This window comes from Streptococcus sp. 79 (assembly GCF_013277425.1).
Taxonomy (GTDB): domain Bacteria; phylum Bacillota; class Bacilli; order Lactobacillales; family Streptococcaceae; genus Streptococcus; species Streptococcus pseudopneumoniae.
Genome location: NZ_VMMW01000052.1, coordinates 1 through 15,873, shown reverse-complemented (window position 1 = coordinate 15,873; position 15,873 = coordinate 1). Strand labels below are relative to the sequence as shown.

At 37.0% G+C, this 15,873-nt stretch carries 12 protein-coding genes and 6 pseudogenes; 4 read left to right on the top strand and 14 right to left on the bottom strand.

The genetic code is table 11. From position 1 onward, the window contains the following. Positions 1 to 218: 218 nt before the first annotated feature. The 5 genes and pseudogenes from HT729_RS08045 to HT729_RS08025 all read right to left on the bottom strand — a co-directional run bounded on the left by HT729_RS08045 (position 219) and on the right by HT729_RS08025 (position 4,544). On the bottom strand, positions 219 to 707 hold the full coding sequence (locus tag HT729_RS08045) for a DUF6773 family protein (RefSeq protein ID WP_100104268.1): 489 nt from the start codon (positions 705 to 707) through the stop codon (positions 219 to 221). After that, on the bottom strand, positions 697 to 906 hold the full coding sequence (locus HT729_RS08040; RefSeq protein WP_172929942.1) for a helix-turn-helix transcriptional regulator: 210 nt from the start codon (positions 904 to 906) through the stop codon (positions 697 to 699). Before HT729_RS08040 ends, HT729_RS08045 begins: the two co-directional genes overlap by 11 nt. 384 nt (positions 907 to 1,290) lie before the next feature. Next, positions 1,291 to 2,012, bottom strand: a pseudogene (locus tag HT729_RS12110) (hypothetical protein). Between the two features lie 15 nt (positions 2,013 to 2,027). Beyond that, positions 2,028 to 2,919: pseudogene (locus tag HT729_RS08030) on the bottom strand (ABC transporter ATP-binding protein). A 338-nt stretch (positions 2,920 to 3,257) separates the two neighbouring features. Then, positions 3,258 to 4,544 (bottom strand): U32 family peptidase, encoded by a 1,287-nt coding sequence (locus tag HT729_RS08025; RefSeq protein ID WP_054392801.1) that lies wholly within the window; start codon positions 4,542 to 4,544, stop codon positions 3,258 to 3,260. Positions 4,545 to 4,821: 277 nt separating this feature from the next. Between HT729_RS08025 and HT729_RS08020 the strand changes: the two genes are divergently transcribed. Next, a complete protein-coding gene (locus HT729_RS08020) occupies positions 4,822 to 5,013 on the top strand; it encodes a hypothetical protein (RefSeq protein WP_205380679.1) in 192 nt (63 codons plus the stop codon). Positions 5,014 to 5,031: 18 nt separating this feature from the next. Continuing rightward, on the top strand, positions 5,032 to 6,147 hold the full coding sequence (locus HT729_RS08015; RefSeq protein WP_050208599.1) for a DNA cytosine methyltransferase: 1,116 nt from the start codon (positions 5,032 to 5,034) through the stop codon (positions 6,145 to 6,147). Between the two features lie 29 nt (positions 6,148 to 6,176). Here the strand turns inward: HT729_RS08015 and HT729_RS08010 are convergent, their stop codons facing one another. Then, positions 6,177 to 7,388 carry an MspI family type II restriction endonuclease gene (locus HT729_RS08010; RefSeq protein ID WP_023941642.1) on the bottom strand — a complete coding sequence of 404 codons (1,212 nt, stop codon included), beginning with the start codon at positions 7,386 to 7,388 and terminating at the stop codon, positions 6,177 to 6,179. 158 nt (positions 7,389 to 7,546) lie between these two features. After that, positions 7,547 to 9,109, bottom strand: coding sequence for a glutamine-hydrolyzing GMP synthase (guaA, locus tag HT729_RS08005; protein WP_138707963.1), 1,563 nt, complete (start codon positions 9,107 to 9,109; stop codon positions 7,547 to 7,549). Between the two features lie 254 nt (positions 9,110 to 9,363). Here guaA and HT729_RS08000 point away from each other — a divergent pair, with 254 nt between their 5' ends. After that, complete coding sequence (locus HT729_RS08000; protein ID WP_000936194.1) at positions 9,364 to 10,062, top strand: GntR family transcriptional regulator; 699 nt, start codon at positions 9,364 to 9,366, stop codon at positions 10,060 to 10,062. Between the two features lie 149 nt (positions 10,063 to 10,211). On the opposite strand, the gene HT729_RS07995 is transcribed toward HT729_RS08000, so the two are convergent. From HT729_RS07995 to HT729_RS07980, 4 genes and pseudogenes are all read right to left on the bottom strand, one after another. Further along, on the bottom strand, positions 10,212 to 11,108 hold the full coding sequence (locus tag HT729_RS07995; RefSeq protein ID WP_100127979.1) for a DMT family transporter: 897 nt from the start codon (positions 11,106 to 11,108) through the stop codon (positions 10,212 to 10,214). Positions 11,109 to 11,116: 8 nt separating this feature from the next. Further along, positions 11,117 to 12,052, bottom strand: a complete 936-nt coding sequence (locus HT729_RS07990) for a serine hydrolase domain-containing protein (RefSeq protein ID WP_100127980.1) — start codon at positions 12,050 to 12,052, stop codon at positions 11,117 to 11,119. Further along, positions 12,049 to 12,774, bottom strand: a complete 726-nt coding sequence (locus tag HT729_RS07985; protein ID WP_023936414.1) for a CppA family protein — start codon at positions 12,772 to 12,774, stop codon at positions 12,049 to 12,051. The genes HT729_RS07990 and HT729_RS07985 overlap by 4 nt, the downstream gene beginning before the upstream one ends. Before the next feature lie 83 nt (positions 12,775 to 12,857). Continuing rightward, positions 12,858 to 12,947 (bottom strand): annotated as a pseudogene (locus tag HT729_RS07980) (platelet activating factor); the annotation flags it as partial. A gap of 116 nt (positions 12,948 to 13,063) precedes the next feature. Here HT729_RS07980 and HT729_RS07975 point away from each other — a divergent pair. Then, positions 13,064 to 14,390: pseudogene (locus HT729_RS07975) on the top strand (transposase). A gap of 33 nt (positions 14,391 to 14,423) precedes the next feature. Here HT729_RS07975 and HT729_RS07970 read toward each other — a convergent pair. The 3 genes and pseudogenes from HT729_RS07970 to HT729_RS07960 form a co-directional block, all read right to left on the bottom strand. Then, a pseudogene (locus HT729_RS07970) lies at positions 14,424 to 14,758 on the bottom strand (GDSL-type esterase/lipase family protein); the annotation flags it as partial. Between the two features lie 49 nt (positions 14,759 to 14,807). Next, complete coding sequence (locus HT729_RS07965) at positions 14,808 to 15,635, bottom strand: HAD family hydrolase (RefSeq protein ID WP_000153523.1); 828 nt, start codon at positions 15,633 to 15,635, stop codon at positions 14,808 to 14,810. Between the two features lie 32 nt (positions 15,636 to 15,667). Further along, positions 15,668 to 15,775: pseudogene (locus tag HT729_RS07960) on the bottom strand (IS5/IS1182 family transposase); the annotation flags it as partial. Positions 15,776 to 15,873 lie beyond the last annotated feature (98 nt).

Here is a 15,873-nt window from a genome sequence, read left to right as displayed (position 1 = left end):
AGCTACTAAATAGATTATTGGGCATGGAATGGAACAAAGGGTTCGTGAAGTTTGAAGAACTCAAAAATTACGCCAAAGCTCCATATACAACACCTAAACGAGATTAAAGAACAGCGAAATCCCTTGTCGCGCAAGGGGGTAGCTGCCCTTTTGTATTTTTTAAGTGATAAAGTCGGGATTATATCACATTTTAGCTGGATTGAGAAAAGAGTAACAAGCTATTCACTACTCTCCAGTTCATCCATGTCTTGCTCAAATTTTTTCTGAGCCCATTCTCCATAGCTCTTCAGACCGAGATTGCCTATAAAAACCCAAGGAAGGTAAATGACATAAGTAATGACCCAAGCAGATAGGTATTTAACGTTCAAAGGATTGTGCTGATAAATTTCTATGTTGAATTGATAATTCTGCAACATCAAAAGAACCGTAATCGCCAAGGTTAGAAAAAAACAACCCAAAATCGTAAAATGAAAACGACTATAGTAGGTCACTCCCAGATAACGGGCACGATTGAAAAAGAAGAAAATTCCTACTATCAGAGTATAGACTAGAAAATTCGGATTAAAAAGAGATGGAGCCAACACTGCCACCAAATAGCTTAGAAGTACAAGCCCAATAAAGAGGGAAAAGGATTCTGCCCCAGCTTTATTGATTAGTTGTTCTTCTCTTTCGTCAAGTAATTGATAATAATAAAATCTATTTTTCATCTTCTTCCTCCCAAAATAGTTGGTCTAGGCTTTTCCCTAAACATCTGCAAATGGACTGGCAGAGTGAGAGACTGGGATTGTATTTCCCCGCCTCTATCAAACCAATAGTCTGGCGTGTCACCCCGACAGCTTCTGCCAGTTGACCTTGTGTTAAATCACGCTCTACCCGAGCTAATTTTAATTTTAAATTTTTAGCCACCTTCGTCCTCCTTATAGTTTTAATACTCATCTACTCTTAAAAAATCCAAAACCAACACAAGCTGTCAACTATTTATTATAACCCCATTAATTAGCACTCCAGTATTATCTTCAGCCGAAAATCAGTATTTTAGGTTGTTTGAAATAAACTTCCTAGTTTACTCTTTTATTTTTATTTAGTATTAGCTTTAGTAGGATCTTTTAAACGAGTTTTTATTGCTTATATTTCTTGTTTAGTTTAGTTGGTTTCATATCACTATTATATAATGCTTTTGGAAATGAGCCTAGTATAAGTCAAAAACGTGTTGAATAGTGAAAGCAGGAGCATACCAAGATGACTGATTTTTTACTGTATTTTAGGTATGCAAAATAATACTAAATGAAACTAAAATGAATACTTCTTGCTTTTCTTGAGAGTGAAAAAGTACAATAAAATGATTGTAGTGATTACCACAAGATACTGACTAATAGACATCGTATTTGAAGCCACAAATACAGGTAAAGAATAAAAAGGAAGAAGTTCAATTGCTTTGATAAACAAATCATTACTAGTATTCATCATCATCGTATTTAATATATTAGGGATAAAGAGTAGTAAAGCTACTAAAATACCAAGCCACTTTTCAATTTGTATAAATAGAAAATGTAAGATAATAGAAAATAAAATAGGACTAACAAAATTGTATTGACTACAATAGCTACTATAAAATCTAATCCTAAAGCACCTGGAACACCCAATTTACTTACGATGACTAGTAGCACAATGCCATTCAAAGCATAAATAATGGAAACTCAGATGGCATATAGAAAATTAGATAAGACGTAAATCATCCGATTTTTCTGTTGATTATAAAACAAACTTACCGTATTGTGGGAAAAATCTCTACTAATGACTCAATTAGCATGTATAACAGCCATTAACATACTGGGCATAGCATAAAAGTTTGAAATATGCTTAATACCTAGCGATGTCCCTTGAGTCTTTAGAATAAAGAATGTAGCCAATATCGGCGGTATAAACGAGATAAGCAAACCGAGATATATTACGCCTGATGAATATAAATTTCTTATATTTCCCTTAAGAAAATTCAATTTATTTAATTTCATGATGATAACCTTCCTTTATTTTGAACGATTTAGATAAATATCTTTAAGCGTCTCTTTTTTAGTTTCAAAATCAACTACTTTAATAGAGTTTTCGTTAAAAAATTTAAAAAGCTCACTACTTTGAATATTACCAGACATCGTAATTCTCAGTCCCTCTTCCTGAACAATATCCCCAAATTCTTGTTTGGTAATGAAAATGTCTCTATCTGTAGCTGATGAAAAAGCTATCTCAAATAAGCAATTATGACTATCTTTTTCTACTTTTTAAAATGTCAAAAGCCCGTTCTCCAAGAAAAGAACCCTTTCACAAATTTCTTCAATGTCTTCTAATTTATGACTCGATATTAAAATTCCCACGTTTTCATTTAAAGCTAATTTTTTTAGAACCGCTAAAACTATTTGTGACGATTCAATATCTAAACCATTAGTCGGTTCATCTAAAATCAATATATCAGGTTCCGTAACGAGAGTTAGAAGCAAAGCTAATTTTTGTTTTGTCCCCAGAGAATAAGTCTTTACTTTTTTATTAATAGACTGAGTCAAATCTAACTCTTGGATCAAACTTCCAAATCTTTCTTGATTGTAGTCAACACCATATAAATTTGACAAATATTTTAAATTCTCTAAACCTGTTTTAGATAAAAATAATTTTGGTTCTTCAATTAAATACCCAACATTATCACTGCTTATAATATTACCTGAAGTCGGTTGATTATTCTGACCAAGAATTTTCATCAACGTACTCTTACCAACTCCATTTCTCCCTACTAGACCAACAATTTCACCCTTATTAAGTGCGAAATTTATATCTTTGAGAATGATTGAATGACCATAATGCTTACTTACATTTATAACTTCCATTTTTTATTCCTCCATTAATATTCTTGGTTTTCTCTTTGATTCTCATTAATTTTAAAAAGTTGCGCCTCTTTTTAACAACATTATATCATATATCTAACTTAATGCAATATATAAATGTCATTTTGTAAAATTTTATTAACAAAAAAACTCTCTACCACAAAAAGATAGAGAGTTTTTAGTTTAAATATATAATTTCAAAATATCGACGGCATCGCTTCTTTGTTTAATTTGATAGGCTTTGGATACCTAAGCTCCGACTTTATCACTTAAAAAATAAAAAAGGACAGCTAATCCCTTGCACATCAAGGGATTTCGCCATTCTTTAATCTCGTTTAAGTGTTGTATATGGAGCTTTGCATAATTTTTTAAAACTAAACAACTACATTAAGCACGAACTGTGACGCTGGTTCCATCTTCCTTATAAAGATTGATGAGACCCTCTTTAAGAGCTCGAACCATGTCTCCAGCTTGAACAGGTTGTGGGACTTTGATTGTCAAGAGTTCCATTGGATTTGGAGCGCGATCGATTTTATTGCCTTTGGCATCGTGAAGATCCTCAATATAGGTTTCAAAATGACGGAAACCTGGGCCATAAAACTCAACTTGGTCGCCTTCGTTAATAACGTTCCGTTGACGAATAGTTGCTGTTTGTGTCACATCATCATAAGAAACCACTTCAGCGACAAATTTATACTCAGGAATTTTACGACGAGCACCAAATAACTGCTCATTTTCAGATGGTGTACCATAATAAAAACCTGTTGCTAATTCACGTTGGGCAACCTTCCACATCTCATCGACCAAGTCTTGTTTGATAGCTTCAAACTTTTCAGGACTTTCAAGATATGCATCCACAGCCGCCTTGTAGCAGTTGGTTACTGTTGATACGTAGTGAATAGACTTCATACGTCCTTCGATTTTTAGACTGTCCACACCATTTTCAATCATATCTGGGATATGGTCAATCATGGACATATCAACGGCTGACATTGAAAATTCTTCTGGAATCTCACCCTTCAAACTATTACGTTCTTTCCCAAATGGCATATCGTAAAGGTCGTATTTCCAACGGCAGGACTGAGAACATCCACCACGGTTGGCATCACGCATACTCATGTGGTTTGAAAGAGTACAACGACCAGAGTATGAAATACACATAGCTCCATGGACAAATGCTTCAATCTCAACATCTGTACGTTTGCGAATTTCAGCTAATTCTTCCATCGAAACCTCACGCGCCAAAACGACACGAGTCAAGCCCAGTTCTTTCCAAAATTCAAGTGTTTCATAGTTAGTGGCACTTGCTTGGGTAGAGAGGTGAATTTCAAGACCTGGTGCTTCTGTCGCTGCAATCATAATCAAGGCTGGGTCAGACACGATAACTGCTGCAATCCCGATATCACGCAGTTTACGGAACCACTCACCAGCACCAGCTTCATTTCCTTCGTGCATAACCATATTAGCCGCTACATAGACCTTGGCACCATACTTGGCCGCAAACTGGACACCTTCTTCCATTTGTTCAAAGGTAAAGTTACCTGCACGGCTACGAAGACCATAGGCCTGACCACCGATAAAGACAGCATCTGCCCCATACTGAACAGCTACCTTTAGCTTCTCCAAAGTCCCTGCAGGTGATAAAACCTCAGGACGTTTTAATGTTTTTGTCATGTTTTCTCCTATTTGCAATATAAAAGTTTGACGTATTTCCTTCTCATTTTTATAGTAAATAAGGGATAAAATCAAGCCTAGACAGCTTGTTTTGACAATTCTAATCTTTTAATACTCTTCGAAAATCTCTTCAAACCACGTCAGCTTCCATCTGCAACCTCAAAACACTGTTTTGAGCAACCTGCGGCTATCTTCCTAATTTGCTCTTTGATTTTCATTGAGTATAAATACAAACTATTATCCACTCGAACAATTAAGAGATTTAAAATTAAAAGTGTTGATTGATATTTTTGAAACCGAATTTGATTATAAATTCGAAATCAAAAAAATGGAAGAATCTTTAGCGATTGTTCATAATTTGTCCCCATTTGATGAGTTTGAAAAATTATCAATAAATAATACGGACGAATATATGAAAAAAACATTTTTTTATCAAAAATATGATATAATGGTTTTATATTACGAATAAGGAAGTAGGGAAGAAAATATGCAGGGTGGCACACGCAAGGGAGCGGGAAGAAAACCAGTTTCTGATAAAAAACAGATGAAAAATATTTATCTAACTCAGAGTGAGATTGATGTAATTGATTCACTTGAGCTTGATAACTGTAAGAATTTTAGTCAAAAATGCTCCGAGCTAATTAAAATAGGAATAGACACACAAATGAACACTAAAAAGAAAACTACTTCAAATGATTCAATAAAGTTTATCGACTTATTCGCAGGTATTGGTGGAATCCGTAAAGGATTTGAGGATAAGAACACAGAATGTGTTTTTAGTTCCGAATGGGATAGGTATGCTTCTAAAACTTATGAAGAGAATTATGGCGAAAAACCATATGGGGATATTACTCAAATCAATGAGAAAGATATTCCAGACCATGACATTCTTTTAGCAGGTTTTCCATGTCAGCCATTTAGCCATATTGGTAAGCGTGAAGGTTTTACTCATGAAACCCAAGGAACTTTGTTCTTTGATGTACTTCGTATCTTAAAAGAGAAAAAACCAAAAGCTTTCTTACTTGAGAATGTAAAAGGGCTTGTAACTCACGACAAAGGGAATACTTTAAAAGTCATTATGAGAGCGTTAAAAGAAGAATTAGGCTACTCAATTTTCTATGAAATTCTTGATGCTCAACGTTTTGGTTTACCACAAAGAAGGGAACGTATTATCATTGTAGGTTTCCATCCAGATATAAAAGTAGATAACTTTGAATTTCCTAAAGGAAGCGATAAAAAAGTCCCAGTAGGTTCTATTTTAGAAGATAATCCAACTGGGTACAAAATTTCAAAACATCTGCAAGATACATATCTTTTTAAAAAAGATGATGGCAGACCTCAAATTATTGATAAAACTAGCGAAATTCAGGTAAATACACTTGTTGCAAGCTATCACAAAATTCAGCGTTTGACAGGAACGTTTGTAAAAGGTGGAGAAACTGGGTTGAGACTTTATAGTGAACTAGAATGTAAGCGACTAATGGGATTTCCAGATGATTTCAAAGTACCAGTTTCAAGAACTCAAATGTATAGACAATTTGGTAACTCAGTAGCTGTACCAGTAATTAAAGCTGTCGCTGATAAAATGAAAGTATACCTTTAATCAAAAAATAGCATATCATATTTGAACTGCTACTTTTTATTATTCGTAAAACCTTTGATTTGTACTTTTTGACCTCGTTTTTTACTAGGGTATGTCCATTTAAACGGAGTTCCAAACTGTCCTTTAGATGAATATTTCTTAATATATTCATCAACATACAAATCCCTTAAAATAACCTCAAATTTTTTAGTATACAGCATTATATCAGCAACTTGAATAGAATTGTTAACTAATGGACTATTGACCCCAAACATAAAGAAGTTAACTAATTCTTTATTGTATTTATGAATTTCATCAACTAATGTGTTATAGGCAACTTCATTATTTTCTTTCAAACCTTTAGCACTACCATATGCTTGAAATTCTTTGAGTGAATTAGCCAATGACGAAGAAGAATCGAGATTAAGGGCAAGAATAATATCATCTACAGCTCCCTCATGGACTGTTACGGTATCCGCAGAAGTATTTTTTACACTAATATTTTTAGTTATTTCTTTTTGTTCAGTAGTAATCGTAAAAGATACATCTGTTTTTGGATAACCACGATTACTTAATTTAGGTATTGAATTAGTTGCCACAATATCTAAAACAGTATCTTGTTCACTAACACCAGAAACTTTTAAGATTTGACTAAACCAATTATAAGTGGAAGATTTAATTGTTTGGCTATGTTTTGCGTGATTATTCCATAGAAGGATATTGTTTTTGTCAGTCAGTAAGTCAACTATACTATCCTCAGCATTGTTTCCCAAAATATTAGCACTAATCCCTTGAGATAGATTTTCGGAAGCATGATTTAGTACAAAGTCTTTTAATTCAGAAAAAGTTAGTACATCATCTAAGAAAGATACATAAGTTTCGCTATGTATCTTATTTGAATAGTCGTTTTTATTTTTTATTTCTTTTTCGGTAATAGAATCTGGTACAACAACAAAGATTCTTGTGACATTCTTATCAACTAACTTGATGTTTTGAGCAAAAAATTCATTCCCATAGATTCTATCAGTTCGAATCGAGCTAGTCGGTTTAACTAACCAAGTTTCATTATCAAAGTCATTGAAAGTAATTGCATAATCCATTTTAAATTGTTTTTCACAATTTTCATATCCAACTGAATAACCTTTTTTTACAGATACATTCAATTTGGGAATCTTTTGGATTTTTTGAAGCAATTCAGACAAAGTTAAATTTGAAGCAGAACCAGATAAAGATTTTTGCTGATTATCAACGTTAAAACTCATAATATTTTTACTCCATATTAGAAAAAAGAAGCTCATTTTAGAGCTTCTTTGGAAACGCTTTGGAGACAATCCAAATATATTTATCTCATTTTAATACTTCATACAGTTGTTAAAATGATGTTAAATCAAGGATTCTTAGCCTAAGTTACTCTTATATTTTATTCCCACTCAACGGTTGCAGGTGGTTTACTTGTAATATCGTAGACGATACGGTTAACATGATCCACTTCGTTTACGATACGTACAGAGATTTTTTGAAGGACATCCCATGGAATTTTGGCAAAGTCAGCAGTCATACCATCGATAGAGGTGATAGCACGGATTGCAATTGTGTAGTCGTACGTACGACCGTCACCCATAACCCCAACTGAACGAACGCCTGTATTGACCGTGAAGTATTGCCAGATATCACGGTCAAGACCTGCTTTAGCAATTTCTTCACGAAGGATAGCATCTGATTCACGAACGGTTTCTAGCTTTTCTTCAGTGATTTCACCCATGACACGGATAGCAAGTCCTGGTCCTGGGAATGGTTGGCGCCATACGATATGGTCTGGCATACCAAGCTCTGTACCAAGGGCACGAACTTCGTCCTTGTAAAGAGTATTCAATGGTTCGATCAATTCAAACTGCATGTCTTCTGGAAGACCACCCACGTTGTGGTGTGACTTGATAGTTTGAGCTGTATCCGTACCAGACTCGATAACGTCTGTATAAAGAGTTCCTTGAGCAAGGAATTTCACATCTTTGAGCTTGCTTGCTTCATCATCAAATACATAGACAAACTCGTTACCGATGATTTTACGTTTTTGTTCAGGGTCAGAAACTCCTGCAAGTTTATCAAGGAAACGTTTAGCAGCGTCTGCTTTGACGATATTCAAACCAAACTTACCACCAAGCATGTCCATAACTTGGTCTGCTTCCCCTTTACGAAGAAGACCGTGGTCTACGAAGATACAGATCAATTGATCGCCAATAGCCTTTTGGAGAAGAACCCCAACGACAGATGAGTCAACCCCACCTGATAAACCAAGAAGGACACGTTTATCACCGACGGTCTCACGAATTTTTTGGATCTGCATGTCAATGAAGTTATCCATTGACCAGTCACCTTTAGCCTTACAGATATTAAGGGCAAAGTTACGAAGGATATCATTCCCGTATACAGAATGACGAACTTCTGGGTGGAATTGGATACCGTAAATGTGTTTATCTGGGTTTTCAATGGCTGCATATGGGCAGTCAGCTGATGTACCTGTACGAACAAAGTCAGAAGGAATTTCAGTAACTGCATCACCATGGCTCATCAATACAGTTTGTTCATCAGGTGTTGATTCAAAAAGAGATGATGGTGTGTGTGTTAGGGTTGATTGACCGTATTCACGATTTCCAGCATCACCTGCAGGAACAACTTTTCCTCCAAGTTTATGGGTCAATAACTGCATACCATAACAGATTCCCAAAATTGGAATTCCGAGTTCGAAGATTTCTGGGTCAATATCAAATGAACCATCTTCATATACAGAGTTTGGACCACCTGATAGAATAATTCCTACAGGATTGACTTCACGAACTTCAGCAGCTGAAATTTTATGGCTCTTTAGTTCTGAAAAAACACCAATCTCACGGATACGGCGTGAAATCAGCTGGTTGTATTGGCTACCATAGTCCAATACGATGATTTTTTCTACATCTTGCAAATCAGTTGAAATGTTGCTCATCTTTTTCCTTTCTCAAAAGAAATATCTTTTCCAATATTCTATCACAAATAAGGGCGAATTACCAACTAATACTCAATGAAAATCAAAGAGCAAACTAGGAAGCTAGCCGTAGGTTGCTCAAAGCACTGCTTTGAGGTTGCAGATAGAGCTAACGCGGTTTGAAGAGATTTTCGAAGAGTATAAACAAGGCGAAGTTTGACTTTTTCTAGTTTATTGGGGTACAATAGAGAAAAGATAGAAATGAAGTGAAAAATATGCTACCTGCTTATATGAAAATCCATGATCAGATTAAAAAGGATATTGACGAGCACCGTTGGGCTATTGGTGAGAGGCTTCCCAGTGAAAGAGATTTAGCAGAGCAGTTTTCGGTCAGCCGCATGACCCTCCGCCAAGCCGTATCTCTATTGGTTGAAGAAGGTGTCTTAGAGCGCAGAGTTGGAAGTGGCACCTTTGTGTCCAGTACTCGGGTACAAGAAAAGATGCGAGGGACAACCAGTTTTACTGAAATTGTTAAGTCCCAAGGTAAAGTACCCTCTAGCCAGCTCATTTCCTACAGAAAAACCATTCCCAATGAGCAGGAAGTTGCCAAGCTAGGAATTTCTCCTACCGAAAATATTATCCGAATGGAGCGGGTCCGCTATGCCGACAAAGTTCCTCTGGTTTATGAAGTTGCTTCTATTCCTGAAAAATTCATTAAGGACTTTAAAAAAGAAGAAATCACTAGTCATTTCTTCCAAACACTGCAAAAACATGGCTACCGTATTGGTAAATCACATCAGACCATCTATGCTCGCCTTGCTAAAGAAAAGATTGCCCACTATTTGGAAGTTGAAAAAGGACATGCTATTCTTGGTTTGACTCAGGTTTCCTACCTAGAAGATGGTACTGCATTTGAATACGTAAAAAGTCAATATGTAGGCGAACGTTTTGAATTTTATCTTGAAAATAATTAATACTCTTCGAAAATCTCTTCAAACCGCGTCAACGTCACCTTGCCGTACTCAAGTACAGCCTGCGGCTAGTTTCCTAGTTTGCTCTTTGATTTTCATTGAATATAAAATACTAGGCAAAAACTCTCTGTCACGGACGATAAAGAGTCTTTTTATTTTTCTAAGAGTAAATCTTTCAAAGAAATCAGTGTTACTGCAATTAAAATCATTGCCATGCCAAGAAAATCAATAGGATAAAATTGTTCATTCATGATTAGGAAAGCAAAGAAAACAGCCGAAATTGGCTCAATTGAAGCCAACAAACTTGACTTGACCGGCCCAATCAGACTGGCTCCTTTTAGAAAGGCTGTATAGGCAAAGACAGTCCCGATAAGGATAATGCCCGCAAAAGCGAGGAGAAAATCAAGACTAGTTGGGATAGCAGTCTGTAGAACTCCTGTAAAAGGAAGGGCAACCAAACCTGCTATGACCCTTCCCACACCAATGACCAAACTGCTCCCCCACTTCTTAATCAAGGTTATGGGCAAAATGATATACAGGGCGTAAGTCAGAGCAGAAAAGAGCCCCCAGAACAGTCCCGAAGGTGTCATAGATAACTGGTCCAACTGCCCATGAGTGGCGATCAGGAAGGTCCCTCCGATGGCTAATATGATAGAACCTATCTCTCCCAGTGTCGGTACCACCTTATCCTTGATACAGCTATAAATCAAAATTCCGACAGGACAAACATACTGAAGTACTGTCGCGGTACCTGCATTGGTCTCCTGAATAGCAGTTAGATAGGCGAATTGGTTGAGGAATAGACCAATTAGAGCAAAAATAAGAAGAGACAGCAAACTCTTCTTATCCGTTAAAAAGGCCAGCATTTTATCCTTTGCAGTGGCATAAGCCAAGAGCATGAGAATTCCACCAGCGATTAAAAGGCGCAAGTTGGTCAAGACCAGAGCTGAAATTCCGTGTGCCATCAGGTATTGGCCACTCGTTCCTGACAAGCCCCAAGCTATCCCTGCCACAACTGTTAGTAAAGTCCCTTTTAAACTATTTGACATGTCTCTCCTTACTCTTCTTTGCGAATCAAGTTCATCACTTGATTGCGGTCTACAATCCATTGAGCCCTCTCATCCTTTTCATAGGTACGATTCGATAGGAAAATGGCCGCTTCTTGCTTCTGACGATTCCACATGATAAAGGTACCTGTATAGCCCGTATGGTCTAGCCAATCTCCTGCCAAATTCCATGCCAAAGAACGTTCCTTGTCATCCAAAGGTGAAAAATTTTGACTCAAATCTCTTGCAAAATCATCTGCTAAATAGTGTTCTAAAAAGATTTGTAAATCCTTTACAGTCGAAAACAAACCAGCACTACCTGCATGTCTGCCCAAGAGGCGAGCCTTGGGATCATGTACCAGACCTGCCTCGACACCTCTAACTGTTGGAACAGCAAGCTCAACAGGTCCAAATTGGGTTTCCGTCATTCCCCACGGTTTCCAAACTTGTTCTTGTAAAATTACATCCAGTTCTTGATTAAAGATTCTTTCCAAAATAAAGCCCAACAGCAAAAAATGGACATCTGAATAAAGAAAGGCTGGCTGACTTCGTCTCTTGAGATGAAACATCGCTTTCTTTAATTCAGGGGCTGTTAAAAGATCACGATTGGGAATAAAAGGATCAAGATCTGTTGCGTGAGTCAAGAGCTGACGAATAGTGATGTCTGGATAATCACTCTCAGCTAAAAAATCGGTTACCGGTCTGTCAATATCTAATTTGCCTTTTTCCCACAAGAAGGTAAAAACGGTGCCAACGCCAACAACCTTGCTGACACTAGCTAGGTCATAAACTAGTCCTGCCTCAGTCTGCAAGCCATGCTCTGGGTGACTCTGGCCAATATAGAACTCCGTCCATTGATTGTCCTTAAAATACGCAAAAGAGGCTCCGGGATAAATCCCTGCCTCGATTTGTTCTTCTATTTTTTTAATAATCTGGGTCCACTTCATACTTCTTCAAACCACAATTCAACATTATTTCTATCTTTTCCAAGGAAGAATTTTTCAGACTTAGGAATAAAATATTCTGTAGACTCAAACTTCTGGCGAAGACTTGATATATCTAGTTCATTGACCAAGAACTTGAGCATAGATAAGTCCCAGGTAACCGTATTGTCCACAGTCAAATCCTTCCCCTGAGCTGGAATAAAATCAAGGGATGCCCCAATTTCAGATGATTCCAAGAAACTTTCGATATCAGTTTGGAGATGTAATTCCATAGAAATCTCAAATTTACTTAAAGAGATTGATGCCAAATCTGTTTGAAATTCAGGCTTTTCTCCTACTTCTACTAGACTTGCTCTGTCATCTTCTGCATGAATCAAAATCAAATCATCTTCTGGTGAAAAAATTTCAAAAGCGTAGCCATTTTGACCTTTATATAATCGATGAATCGAATCTGTTTTAGATAAGAGTCCCTCGATTTCTAAGGGATTTTCCACCTTGATAATCAATCTAGCCAGTTTTTTTCGTCCCTCTACCTTACGAGTACGCATGCTTGGTGCTTCTTCTAAAACCAGCTTTTCAAGACCTGTTTGGTCCCCTAGTGATAGGAAGGCTGATTCCTCTAACAAGGCCTTCATGCCAAGGGTTTCAATATAAAATGTTTCATTTAATTTTCTATTATTAACTTTTAAAGTAGGAATAATCCGTACAATCTGATTTACATTCATAAATTCCTCCATCACTTTTTATTTTAAAGGATTTTAGAATTTTTTACAAGATATTATGCTCAAATTTAACTTTATTTAGCTATTTAGTAAAGATAGCCTTTCAAGGCTTTTGTCAAAACCTGATAACCAGCAACACTGAGGTGCAGTCCATCAGTTGTATATTCTGGCTCTATAATATTTGTAGTGGGTAAATCCCCTATAGATATTATGGAGCCTATTTTTGTGTAGAAAAAAAGTCCCATATGACCTATAATGAAAAGCGACAAAACAACTCATTAGAAAGAATCATATGGAACAATTACATTTTATCACAAAACTCCTTGACATTAAAGACCCTAATATCCAATTTATGGATATCATCAATAAGGATACACACAAGGAAATCATCGCCAAACTGGACTATGAAGCTCCATCTTGTCCTAAGTGCGGAAGTCAAATGAAGAAATATGACTTTCAAAAACCTTCTAAAATTCCTTACCTTGAGACAACTGGTATGCCTACTAGAATTCTCCTTAGAAAGCGTCGATTCAAGTGCTATCACTGTTCAAAAATGATGGTCGCTGAAACTTCTATCGTCAAGAAGAATCACCAAATCCCTCGTATCATCAACCAAAAGATTGCTCAAAAGTTAATTGAAAAGATTTCTATGACTGATATTGCCCATCAGCTTTCCATCTCAACTTCAACTGTTATTCGAAAGCTCAATGACTTCCACTTTGAGTGTAATTTTAGAAATCTGCCTAAGATTATGTCTTGGGACGTTGAAACAGTCCAGGGAGTGACTGTTTCAATCGGGAGATGGAGATGAGCTTCATTGCGCAAGATTTTGATAAGCTCAATATCATCACTGTTCTTGAAGGTAGAACACAAGCCGTCATTCGAGATCACTTTCTTCGCTATGATAGAGTTGTCCGATGTCGAGTGAAAATTATTACTATGGATATGTTTAGTCCTTACTATGACTTAGCTAAACAGATTCGCTTTCAAATTTCTAGGCTCAGGCTGAAACAGTCTCCCAGACTGTTTCACTCCCGAATGCTAAAATCGTTCTGGATCGCTTTCACATTGTACAACATCTTAACCGTGCTATGAGTCGTGTGCATGTCCAAATCATGAATCAGTTTCATCGAAAATCCCATGAATACAAGGCTATCAAGCGCTACTGGAAACTCATACAACAGGATAGTCGTAAACTCAGCGATAAACGTTTTTATCGCCCTACTTTTCGTATGCACTTAACCAATAAAGAGATTCTTGACAAGCTTTTGAGCTATTCAGAAGACTTAAAACACCACTACAATCTCTATCAGCTCTTGCTTTTTCACTTCCAGAATAAGGAACCAGAGACATTTTTCGGACTTATTGAGGACAATCTTAAGCAGGTTCATCCTATTTTTCAGACTGTCTTTAAAACTTTCCTCAAAGATAAAGAAAAGATTGTCAACGCCCTTCAACTACACTATTCTAACGCCAAACTGGAAGCGACCAATAATCTCATTAAGCTTATCAAACGAAATGCCTTTGGATTTCGGAACTTTGAAAACTTCAAAAAACGGATTTTTATCGCTCTGAACATCAAAAAAGAAAGGACGAAATTTGTCCTTTCTCGTGCTTAGCTGACTTCAACCCACTACAGTTGACAAAGAGCCGGAAAGTAATTTTATCTCAGTCAGTGAATAATCGCGAGCAATGGATTGATGATAGCTTCGAGATTATTGAGAGCCTCATTCACAGGCACATCTTTTCCAATATCGTTCGTCCCAATTAAAAGGACAATTTTATCTACCTCCCCACCGTACAGATGCGCATCCAGATTCTCTAATAACAGTCCTGTCTGATAGCCACAAATTCCTCGATTGACAATTGTCTTTGAAGTCCCAAACAACTCCTGCAGAGGATAATATTCGACAATGGAATCCCCAATAAAAAGAATATCTGGCTCTACAACTGAAACCTGATTTAGGTGACGATACTTGGTTTGGATTTTTTCTTGTTCCTTTAGTAACCAATTTTCTAATAACTGTACTGCTACTTCATTCTCCTTTTTCTAACCAGTTTTCCAATACTTGGTAAACTCCTCCTTGGCTATTGGCTGGCGCTAGAGCCGTCGCCACAGCTTTGGCTTTGTCATCAGCATTTTCCATCGCATAGGCAATTCCAGCCATTTCAAGCATTTCAACATCATTTTCACTATCGCCAAAAGCCATGATTTGTTGGGGGGTCAAGTCCCAACGCTTGAGTAATTCTTCCAAGCCCCATGCTTTATGAATTCCAGCTTGGAGGATATCAATGCAACCATAGCCACTCGATACAGCCCGAACACGGCCATCAAAGAGGTCATTGATTTCTTCCAATACCGAATTCAAACGTTCCTCACCAACAACCATACTCATCTTGAGCACACCACCAAAGAGGTCAGAGGTTAATTCATCCACAAAATTCATTCGTTGGTAGAATTCTTCAATCATTTCTGGAGTCATAAAACTTTCAAGGTCTGTAAAAATGGTACCTTCCTTGACGAAACCACCCTTCATCCCTGTTACAACAAATTGATCCTGACACGCTCGACCCTCGAAATGAGCCAAAGCCTTATCGACAATGGCATCATCCCAAGTCTGAGCCTGAATCAATTCATTGTTTTCAAAAATATGAGCACCATTGGCAACAACCAGAACCACTCGATCCACCAAGTGCTCCAGTAGTTGCCTCATGCGGTGAATTTCATTCCCTGTCGCGATGACAAAACGAATCCCCCTTTGATCCAACTGATCCACAATCTTTTCCAAGCGTGGGAGATCAAGCTGGCCTCTAGCATCCAGCAAGGTCCCATCCATATCTGTCGCAATTACCTTAATCGTCATTTACTTTCCTCTTGATTAGACTTCCTGCAAAACTAGAATCCTAGTTCATGATTGATAATGCCAGCAATCAAATTCATTCGTAAGCCGAAGCGTTTACGATGATTTCGATAGGTTGTTGAAAACATTTTAAACGTTTTTATAGTGAAATGAAATAAGAACAGGACAAATCGATCAAGACAGTCAAATCGATTTCTAACAATGTTTTAGAAGTAGAGGTGTACTATTCTAGTTTCAATCT

What these genes read in the sequence shown, in the direction of transcription:
- HT729_RS08045 (WP_100104268.1), bottom strand. Translation starts at nt 707, where the DNA reads ATGAAAAATAGATTTTATTATTATCAATTACTTGACGAAAGAGAAGAA.
- HT729_RS08025 (WP_054392801.1), bottom strand. Translation starts at nt 4,544, where the DNA reads ATGACAAAAACATTAAAACGTCCTGAGGTTTTATCACCTGCAGGGACT.
- HT729_RS08015 (WP_050208599.1), top strand. Translation starts at nt 5,032, where the DNA reads ATGCAGGGTGGCACACGCAAGGGAGCGGGAAGAAAACCAGTTTCTGAT.
- HT729_RS08010 (WP_023941642.1), bottom strand. Translation starts at nt 7,388, where the DNA reads ATGAGTTTTAACGTTGATAATCAGCAAAAATCTTTATCTGGTTCTGCT.
- guaA (WP_138707963.1), bottom strand. Translation starts at nt 9,109, where the DNA reads ATGAGCAACATTTCAACTGATTTGCAAGATGTAGAAAAAATCATCGTA.
- HT729_RS08000 (WP_000936194.1), top strand. Translation starts at nt 9,364, where the DNA reads ATGCTACCTGCTTATATGAAAATCCATGATCAGATTAAAAAGGATATT.
- HT729_RS07995 (WP_100127979.1), bottom strand. Translation starts at nt 11,108, where the DNA reads ATGTCAAATAGTTTAAAAGGGACTTTACTAACAGTTGTGGCAGGGATA.
- HT729_RS07990 (WP_100127980.1), bottom strand. Translation starts at nt 12,052, where the DNA reads ATGAAGTGGACCCAGATTATTAAAAAAATAGAAGAACAAATCGAGGCA.
- HT729_RS07985 (WP_023936414.1), bottom strand. Translation starts at nt 12,774, where the DNA reads ATGAATGTAAATCAGATTGTACGGATTATTCCTACTTTAAAAGTTAAT.
- HT729_RS07965 (WP_000153523.1), bottom strand. Translation starts at nt 15,635, where the DNA reads ATGACGATTAAGGTAATTGCGACAGATATGGATGGGACCTTGCTGGAT.